Origin of the sequence: [Flexibacter] sp. ATCC 35208 (assembly GCF_001975825.1) — a bacterium.
Classification (GTDB): Bacteria; Bacteroidota; Bacteroidia; order Chitinophagales; family Chitinophagaceae; genus Chitinophaga.
The window spans coordinates 1-12,999 of record NZ_MTKN01000069.1 but is presented as its reverse complement, the minus strand read 5'-3'; the positions used below and the strand labels follow the sequence as shown (position 1 = coordinate 12,999).

Genomic DNA, 12,999 nt, shown 5'->3' with positions numbered 1-12,999 from the left:
CTGCGGCCGGCTTTGAAAGAAAGTACTTCAGGCTTTAAAGAAAGCACTTCAGATAAAGCACTTATGTGATTAAAGTAGCGATTCTTTTAGCCCTATATCTTTCCAGTAGCCAGTAATGATTTTATTTTTTCTAACTGTTCTGGTGTGGTGTACTCTACAAAAATCTTCAGGTCAAAACAACCGTAGTTTTTAAAGACAGTTATAGTAGTTGTACCTCTGGCTGTTTTGGCAGAAGCGCCTTTCAGGTGTTCGGAGCCGATGGTGAGTTCTCCGTTTTCTTCTCCTTTAGGTTGTAAATCGGTCAGTGCGAAGCTGATGGCAGCACCGGCACCTTCTTCGGGCATTACGTCACGGATGGTGAAGAGAGCACCTTTGTTGGCCTGAGCATCTGCAAGGGTCAGGGTCTTTTGACGGACCATGTCTTCGGGTGCATTTTTACTCAGGGGTACGTAGTACTGGATCCTTCCTAAGGAAGTTTGTAAGTACCATCCGTTGGGCAGGTTTAAGGAGAAACCCAGTTCTTTGTTTTCATACTTCCAGTTACCATCGAAGTGACTGGAAAGCTCGCCGGTGGAAATGGCGGTAGTTTTCGTACAGCTACTACCGCATCCTGTCCCTATCAGACAGGTGATAATAGCTGCTAATAACAGGAATTTTGCCTTTGGCATAGGGTGTCATTTTTGGTTTTATAGCACGGGAATATTCCCTATATATTATTAAGTAATTATTTCATCAGGTTAGACATTTGGGTTTATGACATAGGAGTATCCCATGCATGAACACTTAGTTTTTCAACAGGATTTAGTAAAATTTTGGCTTATGGCACGGGAGTATCCCCCATGCATATAAAATTAGTTTTTCAATTGGATTCAGTAAAATTTTGACTTATGGCATAGCAGTATCCAATGCATGAACACTTAGTTTTTCAATTGGATTCGGTAAAACTTTGGTTTATAGCCACAGGAGTATCTCCCATGCATATAAAATTAGTTTTTCAACAGGATTCAGTAAAACTTTGGCTTATAGCCACAGGAGTATCTCCCATGCATATAAAATTAGTTTTTCAACAGGATTCAGTAAAACTTTGATTTATCGCATAGGAATTTCTCCAATACATTTACAATCAGTTATTTCAATAGGATCAGAAAAAACTTTCGCTTGTTGAATATAACCTTTGAAAATACGGGTTCCGGGAAATTCTTCATTACGTCCTAACGTCCATTTATTCCCTACGGACAGGTTAACTGGCGTGTCCAGTTCTGTCTCTCCTTTCAAAACGCCGTCGATATATAACTTAAGCCCCTGTTTATCACATACTCCGGCAATATGATGCCAGTGGTTCAACCAATGTTCCGGCAAAGGTACGGTAATATCTCCCCTGCCCCAACCCCCGGCAAAAAAACTTAACATTCTGCCGTTAGTAATCTGGAGAACATGGGTGTCTCCTTTGGAGAATACATCGACAAGACCGGGGGGTTGTTCAGTTGGGTAGATCCAGGCCATCATGGTGAGAGTGGTGCCTAATTCATCGAGAGAGCGGGCGTTAGGGACCTCGATGTAATAGTCCGGGCCAAAGAGGGGATTTGCAGCTTTGGGAGAATTGCCGGAGGCAGAAATACTTTGAGAGTTGTCAGAAGCGACAGTATTGCCAGTGGCAGTAACATGCTGTGATTTTTCAGCAATAATAATCTGACCATTGCCTGTCCCTTCCTTCGAATTTTCAGATCTAATTACCTGACCATCATTCTCAAACCCAGACACATCCTTCGTCCCTTCCAAAGACAATAACAAAGACTCCATTGGATCCTTATACACCTTAAATCTTTCGCTGATCCCTCCAATACTCACCGTCTGCCACCCAGTCACTACCGCCTTTACCTGACATGTCACTACCTTTTGCTCTCCTGGCTCCAATATCAGCTTAGCTGTATAAAATGCTTTCCCATTCAGATTCACGGGAATTGTAAAAGCCTTTTTAGCCCCTTGCTTATTCATCACAGCAAAGACAATATGTTGCACGCTATCCTTCTTAATCAATGGTTTTAATACCAGGTCAGAAATAACCGGCGCTACATTCGCCAAAGGCACTTTGAGCTGTACGGTACGTTCCGCCTGTTCATTCAACTGCAATATGTTCTCCCCTGCTTTGTACAGGTATACCTGAATCGAATCACGGAGCCTCGCCCCTTTGCCGATCAGGCAATTCTTTGATCCATATAGTTTACCATTAAGGGTCACTTTGATCCTGTATACCCCGGCATCCCCATTGTTTATTAATGTAAACCCAATTGGAAAAGGTTGATCAGGCGTAGCAACCGAATCCATACTTATCTCCGTCAGTCTGATGACAGTACGGTTGACATTGTCGCGGGTTACTACCGGTACAACACCTGTTTCAAATTCCAAAGTACCACCCCGTTTGATGAACTCATGGGCCATATTCAACCCCTTGTACGCCACACCATTCAGTCGCACCTGTTGTACATAAGGCGCATGCGTATCATTGCTTTTGATGGTCAGTACCTTCCCCTCTTTCAGGTGGATCTTCATTTCACGGAAAGCAGGGATACCCAATGCATACAGGGGTTTACCGGGTGCCACAGGATACAATCCCATCGCACTGAAAATGTACCAGCTGGAAGTTGAACCCAGATCATCATTCCCTGGCAACCCACCCGGTGTATTTGAAAAACGATCCTTCATGATCTTCCTTACCCACAACTGGGTCAGGTCTGGCCTGTTGGCATCATTGAAAAGGTAAGGAACATGGAAAACGGTTTCATTGTCAAAGATGATATGTTGCTTTTCAAGGGCCGTATCCAACCTGAGAGAAAATAACTCATCTCCCCCCATCCTATTGATCAATTCACGGGGGTGCTGCGGTACGAAGAAAGAATACACCCATTGATCACCTTCTTTATAACCGGTATTACCGGGATTGAGTTTGAACACATCCTTATTGCGTGGCAACAGGAATAACGAAGGGATGTGCAATAATTGTTGGAAGGCTAAGCTCCTGTCGTCACTCACTTTTTCATGCATTGCTTCTTTTGCAAACAGGTTCAGCGCCCAGTCATCGTAGGCATACTCTACGGTACGGGTCACAGATTCAGGATAGGTAGATGGTACATAACCCAGTTCGTGATAAGCAGGCATATCTGCTTGCAGGTAAGGCGTGTCATTGATGCTTTTTTGCATCGCCTTGTATACTTCTTCCTTATCCATCGGGATGCCTTTGAAATAAGCATCGGTAATGATAGGGATGGAATGATTGCCCGTCATACTCTCTGTAGGCAAATGACCGGTGCTGTGATAAACGTCCAGCATAGAGCGGATCATGGCTGCCTGTAGATCAGGATATAGTAGACTGAGCAACGGGTGCAAAGTGCGGAAAGTATCCCATGGGGAAAAACCACTGTATTTACCTTCATTCAGCCATGGTAATAAGAGGGAATGATAAAGGGCGGTGTAAAAAATGGCTTTGCCTTTTTCATTGTCATCATTGATCTCTACGACTGATAAAAGGTCGTTCCATTGCTTATAAGTAGCTGCTCTGACAGCATCAAAGAAACGCTGTTCATTGCCGATCCGTGCTTCAACAATAGTTGTACCTTTTGGAAATGTATAGACGGTGCCATTGGTTAAGACTTGCTGTTCAATGGGCTTTATGTTAAACTGAAGTGGGGTGCTTGTAAAGATGTGAGGTGTGCCCTTAGCTGAAAAGTTCGCAGGCTTGTCCTTAGCTGAAATATTCTTAGAAGTGCCTTTATCAGGAAAGACCTCAGGCGTGCCCTTATCCGAAAATGTAAACCTAAAAACCCCACCATCACAAGAGGCCGTCATTTCTACTAAAGTCTGGTCATCTCTGAAAAGGACCTTATAATAACCCGGTTCCGCATATTCATCCTTGTGAGAAAAACGACGGCTATAGTGATCAGCATCAAATGACTGGCTGTTACTGACAGGCATTACGAATACGCTCCCCGCCGATCCACCGGGAAAACCACTATGGTGATCCTCACAGGTGAAATAACAAATGGAGCTATCCTGGTAGTCATAGCCTTTAGCCCCCGTCCTTCTCGTCTCCGGTGTCAGTTGGTAATAACCGTGAGGAGCCACAGCACCGGGATAGCAGCCGCCCTCATTCCCCCATTTAGTCAGCACTGCACTTTTGGTCGTACCGATGAATGGGTTGACATATGCTACCGGAGATTTTACCTGGGCGCCAGCGGCGTTGGAGAATAAGATTAGTAGCAGGATGTGTCGGATGTTGGCTGTAAAATTCACTATGACGTTGTGGTTTGGGCGTAAAATATAAAAATTCTACAACAGTGTGTGCAAAAAAGGACACATCCCACAAAGAAACTGAGTACTGGTAAACTCATCGGGGGAAATGACAGATAGAATTGAGTATAGGGATTTTATTGTAATGCATAAATAACTGTTGGCATAGTATTCGTCCCTATTACGATATACGTTATTTATTAATCCTTAAATTTTTTCACAATGGCAAAGTATTCAAGAAAAAGCGGCGAAAAAGTGGAGAAAGTAATGCATGAAATGCATGAAGGAAAGTTGAAAAGCGGAAGAAGTGGCAAAAAAGTAACGAATCCAAAACAAGCAATAGCAATAGGATTGTCAGAAGCGAGAGAGGAAGGTGCGAAAGTGCCGAAGAAGGCGGGTGCAAGCACTACTAAGAAGGCTACGACGACCAGGAAAACAACAACGAAAAAGACCACTACCGCTAAAAAAGCAACAGCGAAAAAAGCCGCACCTAAAAAAGCAACTGCTGCAAAAAAGACCACAGCTCCAAAAGCAACTGCAAAAAGAGCGACGGCTAAAAAGGCGACTGCCGCTAAAAAAACTACGACTAAAAAACCAGCCTCCGGAAGAACTACCGCAAAACGTGCTACCAGCAAGAAGAAAGCTGCCGCACATGCATAAAAATAATGGGATCAGCTAAAAGATATTGCGTGAGCAATGAAGGTCTGTCTTAGCTGGTCCCTATACCTATTAAAGATATCTGCCATTTTCGTTTGTGTACTGGCGAAGCCTACACTCTCCCCAATAGAAAGCTGGCAAATTTATTTATGCAGGTGCAAACTAAACGTACTCCCTTTCCCCTCTTCACTCAATACTGACAGAAAACCATTATTCTTCTGCGCAAACTCCTGGCTAAGACTCAACCCCAATCCTATCCCCTTCTCATTGCCCGTACCCGGTGTGGAATAAATATTATCCGCTGCAAAGATCTTCTCCTGGATATTGGCCGCAATCCCAACGCCAAAATCCTCCACTGAAATGATCACTTCTTCACGCTTGTCTTCCATACTAATAACAATCGTAGCTTCATTATAACTAAACTTGATCGCATTGCTCAGTAGATTCCGGATAATCAGGCGTACATGCTCCTGGTCCGCATGAATGGTACAGGTATATTGTGCAATATCATTTTGTAACTGGATATGCTTCTTTTGCAACTGGGGTTGTAAAAATGTAATTACTTCTTCTATCAAAACGACGAGATTAAAATTTACCGGCTGCGGTGCAATTCCTTTCATCTGGGTATAACACCATTGCAACAGACCATCCATATTCTCCTGCAGGTTCTTGGCCTGCAATATGAGCAGTCGCGAGGAGTCGGCAAAGTCCTTACCCGACAACATATCTTCCTGCAACAGATCCAGCATAAAAAAAAGCGTATTGATCGGCGAACTCATATCATGAGCCAGAATAGAAATCAGTTTCTCGCGGGTCTTGTTAGCTACATTCAGTTGGCGGTTGGATTCTTCCAGCTCCTTTGTATACGCCATGATCTGCAACCTAAAATAATATAAGCAGAACAATAACATGATGAGCCAGATCACCGCATTCATGATCCTCCTGGCCTCAGTAGCCTGGTGAATGACGGTATGTGGGGCCAAACGGTGCGTAACACCCAACAGAATGGCACTGAAAATACCCAGGGCCAGCATCACCCATTTATTGTTCAGAAGTATCAGGGAAAGACATACCACCAGCAACAGGTACAACTCCATGTTGTCGTTATAGATCAATGCACTGGCAGACAACTGCAATGCACAGACAGGCATGGTGATCATCGGCCCCAGATCGTACTTCTTCTTTTCATTGAAGTACACCATGCTGTACAGGCAGGCCATCGTGCATATATTGATCAGTGCAAGCAGGTAATTGCCCAGGCAGGTGTTGATCAAACTAAACATCAGGGAAACCGTTCCTCCAACAACCCCGGCTATATTCACAGTTCTGATCTGACGGTTGCGTGCAATGCCATTTGCTTCGTGTACCCCGGTATTTAATATTCGATTAATGAAATGGATGATGTTTGGGAAAACAACACGTTTAAGGCCTGTTTGTACATTATTCATTCATAACCACATTAAGTTTATTGGCGCTCTCGGAAACGCTTCGCAATTTATGTTAAAAAGTATTAATAATCAATCTATGATTTGCCCATTTCCGGACATATAATGTACCATTAGCGAACATATCCGACCCTTATCTTAGTATAATTGCTTAGTTTTCAATAAGGCAGGTATACGGCATTTTCTTTGTCTGAACCTGGGTGCCCAAACCCACTTTTATGCTATTGAACTACATCCTGATTGCCTGGCGGAATATGAAAAAGAACCGATTTCATGCAATCCTCAACATTGCCGGGCTTGCCATAGGCATTGCTTTTACCGGTATGATCATGGCACATGTGTGGAATGAGCTGCAGGTAAATACGGAACTCAAAAATGCAGACCGGCAGTATGTGATCAAAAGCAAGTGGAAGGACAAGAATATGGGGTTTGACCTGGCGACCTCCGGGGCCTTGCCCAAAGCGCTGAAAGAACAATATCCCACGCTGGTAAAGAACTTTTACAGGTGGGATGGGTTGACGCTCACCGTTCATGGAAAGGAAAAAGACTTTAAGGAAGAGGTGCAGATTGGCGATAGTACCCTGCTGGATATGTTTGGATTCAAGGTGTTGGCCGGTAATCCCACCAATGCGTTGTCTACACCAAACTCCATGATCATGACAGAGCCCGTGGCAAAGAAATATTTCGGTACGGTCAATGCCATTGGCCAAACGGTGGAGATCGAAAATATGGCTGGACAAAGACAGCCCTTTATGCTGACGGCCGTGATCAGGGTAGCGCGCGATAATGGGGTGACGGACCTGATTAACAACTACAGTAACGGAATTATTTTGCCCGAAAGTTCCATTAGCTACTTTGGACGAACGATCGATAACTGGAAAAATATGTTCATCGTAGGGTATGTGGAATTGCAGCCAGGCATAAATCCCAGTCAGTTAAACGGCCCTATTTCAAAACTATTAAAAGAGAATATCCCTCCGAATGTATATGCAAACCTAACACCACAGGTCATCAATTTACGGGACAATTACCTGGAACAAAATAATGGATTAGTGAAAAGGATGTTGTTTACCCTGTCAGGTATTGGGCTGTTTATATTATTAATGGCAGTGATCAATTTTATCAATATATCTGTAAGCCGCGCCGGATCAAGGATGAAGGAGATTGGTATGAGAAAGGTAATGGGCGGAAGAAAGCATCAGCTGGTATGGCAGTTTTTAATTGAGTCAACGATTATTGTTTGTATCGCAACCCTGCTGGCATTTGGCTGTTATTTGTTGCTAGGCCCCTTGTTTGCACAGTTGGTCGGTAAACCATTGCCTGCGCTGAGTGAGTTCCCTGTCTATTTTGTAGGATATCCGCTATTATTTGTCGTGCTGATAGGATTGGCTGCTGGATTATATCCGGCGTTTGTATTATCTGCCCTGCCATCATTGAGCAGTTTGAAAGGGAGTTTAAAGTCTGTTAAGGAAAATATACTATTAAGAAAGTCGCTGGTAGCGTTTCAGTTCTTCACAGCGTTAGTAGTCCTGATCGGAGCGTTTATTGTGACAAAGCAGGTACAGTTCTTTTTTAGTAAAGGAATTGGGTATGACAAAGAATTTGTAGTTAGTGCACAGGTACCGAGAGACTGGTCACCGGCAGGTGTGGCAAAGATGGAAGGCATCAGGAAACAACTGGCAGAAAGCCCAGTCGTAAAGGATGTGACGCTAACTTACGAGATCATGAATGGCAACAATGGTGGGAGTTTGAGTATATTCCCGCTGGGTGCCGATGCTACTTCGGCGATCACCGCTTTTCAATTGAGTACGGATATGCACTTTGCAAAAACGTTCCAGGTACCCATGGCGGCAGGTGTTTTTTTAGCCAGGGAAGGAATGCCAACTGACGTACATAAAATGGTGATCAATACCAGACTGGCAGCGGCATTGGGATACAAAGATCCCGCAGATGCAGTAGGGAAACAGGTGAAATTTACAGAGCTACAGGATACGTATACCATTGCCGGAGTGACAAAGGATTTTCATTTTGGATCCATGCAGCAATCTATACAACCAATGGTATTTTTCCCTATAGAGGTGTTTAATATTTTCAGATATTTTGCGATCAAACTGAAAGGCGGAAATGTGCCACAGGCTATTGAAACGCTACACCAGCAATGGGCAGCACTCATGCCGGGAGCACCGTTTGAATATAAATTCATGGATGATAGTTTAGCGAAGATGTACCAGACGGAATTACAGTTGAAGAAGACAGCGTATACAGCAACCGTGCTGGCTTTGGTAATTGTGTTGCTAGGCGTGATCGGTTTGGTGTCTCTGACGGTACAGAAGCGTACGAGGGAAATGGGGATCCGCAAAGTACTGGGGGCTTCAGTAAATAGTATCATTAGTTTGTTTATAAAAGATTTTATAGCGGTAATGATAGTGGCGAGCGTAGTGGCTTGTCCCGTAGCATATTACCTGATGCAATATTGGTTGAATAGTTACGAATACCATGTGGAAATCACTGCTTTACCAATCATGATGATCATCCTTTCATTAGGTATACTTACCAGTGTGATGATTATCTTGCAGACATTGAGGGTGGCAGTAGCAAATCCGGTGAAAAGTTTGAAAGTAGAGTGATATAGATTTACATATTGTTTTTTTTGAAAGCTTCTGCATTCGCAGAGGCTTTTTTCTTTGAAAATGGTTTCATTCCCGTTGGTGAATCCCCGCTTTTCATGAATGCTTTGTTATACCATTGATAATCATGTACCATTTGTTAATGCCAGGTAAATTCAGCACATCGGTCATAAATAGCGGATTTATTCAATAACTTTACATTATAAATTAATGTAATACGCAGGCTAACATCCCTATACCTTACAACCAGGTTCGGATAAAATTGGAGCTGAAACGCCCGTGTGTTTCCTTTTTGTACCATAACATTTTAGAATGCGTGAACAAAACAAGTTGCTGGTAAACAAGTTATTAGCCGGCATATCGAAGGTTGTTTTTTTGCTATTTTTCGTAACTGATGTCTCATTTGCTCAATGTACTACAGACTTAGCTTTGGGAAAGGCGGTGAATTCTTCCGGCGTAACTGCAAACAATTACGCGTATTATGCCACAGACGGCATCACCACTACCCGATGAGGTACAAACACCTTCCAGCTGAGCGCTGACTACACCACTACTGCCAACATCAAGGATAATGACCTAGCTACCTTCCAGGCATGGAAAGTAGCAAGTCTGCCAGCGAACAATGTAGATGGTTATGTTCAACCTGGTGATATCATCACCTAAAAGATCTACGTAAGGAATACCAGCACTACCACCATCGGACCATTGACCATCACTGACAAAATCCCAACCAATACCAACTGGGAAAGTGGCTGGATACTCTCTGGCGGTATCGTGAGCTTCCCTATCGCTAAGCTGTCTCCTGGCGGCGTAACAGAAGTGACCTTCCAGGTTAAAACTTATGAAAATCTGGATGGCGTTGATTGGATCAACAACACGGCATATGTATCTGACGGTATCAACAATATACCTACTTACGGATGTGATCCGCAATATGGTACCTGCGATACGGTAACGAGCGTGCCTGTCAGAGCGTCAAAAGGAAACCTGACTATCACTAAAACCGCTGCTGCCGACGGAACTTATGTAATTGATGATTATATCACCTACAATATCGTCGTGAAGAACACCGAGTAGCTCAGGGTGCTGCCTTCTCCGGAATGTTGCGACAGCTGGGGGGCCTTTGGGGTGGCATTGATCTCGACCTTTGTGACGCGGCAGACAGATCTGCACAGAAGTACGCTGGTAAGTGGGTAGCGGGGTTGTATGATAAGTCAGTGGAGGGGATTGACGCCGGGGCGATAGATATGGCACTGGCAATGGTGCAGAAAATGAATGAGAACCTGAAATCGTAAATAAAATAATATTGAACTCATCAACAAAAAACGCTTACGTCTTTTTCGACATAAGCGTTTCTTGTTGATGATCATAATTGCCACACTTTAAGTGTTTTTACTTTTATATTTCCCCCTTTTGCAAATAAGGATACTTCATGTTCCTCTTTAGGAGGGTACACCAGAAACGTAATCACCTGTGCACCTCCATTTACAAATACTTCTACCGAAGATTTATCCTGTAAAACCTGTAATCTCACATCTCCCTTTGGTACAGATAGTGTCTTCTTTCCATCTTTCCAGGCTATTACTAATTCCCCTTGCTGGTAAGTGATTTCTGCCTGCGGCAATTTTACGCCATAAGCAGTAGCGGTACCTTCTCCAAAAGTAACATCTATCCAGTTCGTGTTATTTTCAAACTGCCGTAATTTAAAAGGCTGGTCATTGACTACCAGATCCTGTTTTTCCAACTTACCTGCAGGTAATTTGATCACATTCGCAGGTTGCTGGAATAACCGCACGCCCTGAGAGGTTGTTTTCAATGCAAGATCTCTTGGTATAGACATCTGCCCTGTCCATGGATAAGCCGGCTGGTTGGAAGGCATGAGCCATCCTATCATCGTCTTTCTACCATCAGGCAGATTATTATATGGAATGGCGGCATAAAATGTAGGGCCGTAGTCTACAAATTGTTGATGCGCTGCATCATTATCATTTTTGAATTCCTTTCCGTCAAAGTCCCCGGTGAAATACTGTAGCCCGGTTTCCCCGTCCTGATTGCCGGAGGAAACCATCAGTAACCATTTAGTTTTTTTAGGGTCTCCATCCACATACATCGGAGTCAGAGACGGGCACTCCCATATCTTGCGGGTATCGCCCTGATTCCCAAATTCACTGAGCAATGTCCAATGTTTCAGGTCAGTGGATGTATAAAACTGTACCTTTTTCTCATGGGGTAGCGCGACTGTCATCAACCAGTGTTTTTCCTTTTCCAGCCAGATGACATTCGGGTCACGGAAGTCCTTTTTATGCAGGTCGATCACCGGGTTGCCCACATACTGCTGGTAGGTTAATCCGCCGTCATTGCTATAGGCAATGAACTGGGATTCCTTTTGCTGGGTAGGCTGATCGGCGGTGTAAATTGCCACGATGGCGTTTTTGCCAAAACCGCTGGTATTGGTTTTGTCCAGCACAGCAGAACCGGAGAAGATCCAGGTGGTGGTATCAGGTTTTACCATTTCCGGAATGGCTAAAGGCAGGTGATTCCAGTGCAGGAGGTCTTTGCTCACGGCATGCCCCCAGCTCATATGTCCCCATTTGGTATCATATGGATTGTACTGGTAATAAAGATGATATTGACCGTTGATATATATCAGGCCGTTAGGATCATTGATCCAGTTTTTCGCAGCAGTAAAGTGGTAGGCAGGACGCTGGGTAGTATCTACCTGGGCCTGGGTGGCAATGGGCAACAGCCAGCATAATAAATGGCATATTTTCATAACGGGCTACAGTTTAAACGGTTGTTAAGTTAAACAATGTTTAACTTTTTTCACATGAAAAAATTGTTGAGGCAGGCTAAAAATAATGTAAATTTAGATAGAAGATTCCACTGATTGTTTACAGCTGTTTTAACGATTAAAATCATATTCCTCCGCACGCTTTTTGCTTAAATTTATTACAACGTATAAGGCTGAAGCCTTAATTGAATGATCAAAATTTTGTATTATGAAAACGATGCTTATTCCTGTTGATTTCACGGCTACAAATGAAAATACGATTCGTTTTGCAAGTGAGTGGGCACACCGGTTTGGATACGATCGGATTATTTTGTTAAAGACCTTTTATGATACAGTTTTTGACAATATCGCAGTATCTGCGGAATATGCGCCAGTAAGCCAGGATTTCAGGTGGCAGGAACGGAAAGAGAGTACGGAGAAACTGGATCATATGGCGGATGAGCTCAGTGCCAGGATGGAAGATGATATGGCGGTTCTGACGGCGGTGAGTGAGGCGCCTTTGTTAAGGGCTATTAATGAAACGATCAGGGAGGAAAGTGTGGATATGGTGCTGCTGGGTAGTGATAGTTGCCAGTCAAATAGTAACAGTTTTATAGCGGGGAATATTATCAGTATAGCAAAGATCTCTCCTGTTCGGGTATTGGTGGTTCCTTCTCATTATAGTTTCCGTCCAATCAATGATGTGTTGCTGCCTTGTGATTACAGGATGATGGGAAATCTGGCGAAACTGAATGACCCAAAGGATTCTGCGATGGCGAAGGAAATACAGTTACATGTGCTGAATGTGGATGCGAAAGAGCGATATATAAATCCGGATGAGAATTTTAAAAACCTGGAGGCGCATCTGCATAGTTATCTGCAGAACTTTAAGCATGACATTAATTATAGTAATGAGAAGAATATTATTGATGGGATTATAAAGTATACGAATGTAAATGATTTTCAGTTGATCATTTCATTGCCGGGGAAACACAGTTTCCTGTATTATTTGACGAATAAGAGTATTAGTGAGGCGATATGCAGGAATGCGAAGGTGCCGGTGCTGATATTGAAATGAGAAGGTTGGATTTGGGGAGTTTTGAATCAGGCTGTTAATTTGCAGGCTTTTGAAATATATGTATCCATCCCATTATGCCCGTAAAAATTTTGTAGTAAGCCATTACTGAAATAAGCCAAAAATCGAGTAGGAAGAAAG

10 protein-coding genes are annotated in these 12,999 nt (G+C 43.4%); 6 read left to right on the top strand and 4 right to left on the bottom strand.

Annotated features, from left to right (window positions below):
* Positions 1 to 92 precede the first annotated feature (92 nt).
* Entirely contained in the window at positions 93 to 668 is a 576-nt protein-coding gene (locus tag BW716_RS29490) for a hypothetical protein (protein WP_083729663.1), read from the bottom strand.
* 421 nt (positions 669 to 1,089) lie between these two features.
* Complete coding sequence (locus BW716_RS29480) at positions 1,090 to 4,287, bottom strand: GH92 family glycosyl hydrolase (protein WP_083729661.1); 3,198 nt, start codon at positions 4,285 to 4,287, stop codon at positions 1,090 to 1,092.
* Positions 4,288 to 4,506: 219 nt separating this feature from the next.
* On the opposite strand from BW716_RS29480, the gene BW716_RS29475 reads away from it, so the two are divergent.
* The gene (locus BW716_RS29475; protein ID WP_083729660.1) at positions 4,507 to 4,944 is read left to right on the top strand and encodes a DUF6496 domain-containing protein; all 438 of its coding nucleotides are present in this window, start codon (positions 4,507 to 4,509) and stop codon (positions 4,942 to 4,944) included.
* Positions 4,945 to 5,084: 140 nt separating this feature from the next.
* Here BW716_RS29475 and BW716_RS29470 read toward each other — a convergent pair whose 3' ends face one another.
* Positions 5,085 to 6,389 (bottom strand): sensor histidine kinase KdpD, encoded by a 1,305-nt coding sequence (locus BW716_RS29470; RefSeq protein ID WP_083729659.1) that lies wholly within the window; start codon positions 6,387 to 6,389, stop codon positions 5,085 to 5,087.
* A 215-nt stretch (positions 6,390 to 6,604) separates the two neighbouring features.
* Between BW716_RS29470 and BW716_RS29465 the strand changes: the two genes are divergently transcribed.
* The 4 genes from BW716_RS29465 (at position 6,605) to BW716_RS37140 (ending at position 10,308) form a co-directional block, all read left to right on the top strand.
* Entirely contained in the window at positions 6,605 to 9,013 is a 2,409-nt protein-coding gene (locus BW716_RS29465; protein ID WP_083729658.1) for an ABC transporter permease, read from the top strand.
* Positions 9,014 to 9,325: 312 nt separating this feature from the next.
* Positions 9,326 to 9,526 (top strand): hypothetical protein, encoded by a 201-nt coding sequence (locus BW716_RS29460; RefSeq protein WP_083729657.1) that lies wholly within the window; start codon positions 9,326 to 9,328, stop codon positions 9,524 to 9,526.
* Between the two features lie 192 nt (positions 9,527 to 9,718).
* Complete coding sequence (locus BW716_RS29455; protein ID WP_083729656.1) at positions 9,719 to 10,090, top strand: hypothetical protein; 372 nt, start codon at positions 9,719 to 9,721, stop codon at positions 10,088 to 10,090.
* A gap of 23 nt (positions 10,091 to 10,113) precedes the next feature.
* Positions 10,114 to 10,308: a hypothetical protein gene (locus tag BW716_RS37140; protein WP_083729655.1), complete on the top strand. Its 195-nt coding sequence runs from the start codon at positions 10,114 to 10,116 to the stop codon at positions 10,306 to 10,308.
* Between the two features lie 71 nt (positions 10,309 to 10,379).
* Here BW716_RS37140 and BW716_RS29445 read toward each other — a convergent pair whose 3' ends face one another.
* On the bottom strand, positions 10,380 to 11,786 hold the full coding sequence (locus BW716_RS29445) for a glycoside hydrolase family 32 protein (protein ID WP_083729654.1): 1,407 nt from the start codon (positions 11,784 to 11,786) through the stop codon (positions 10,380 to 10,382).
* A gap of 226 nt (positions 11,787 to 12,012) precedes the next feature.
* Between BW716_RS29445 and BW716_RS29440 the strand changes: the two genes are divergently transcribed.
* The gene (locus tag BW716_RS29440; RefSeq protein WP_083729653.1) at positions 12,013 to 12,861 is read left to right on the top strand and encodes a universal stress protein; all 849 of its coding nucleotides are present in this window, start codon (positions 12,013 to 12,015) and stop codon (positions 12,859 to 12,861) included.
* Positions 12,862 to 12,999 lie beyond the last annotated feature (138 nt).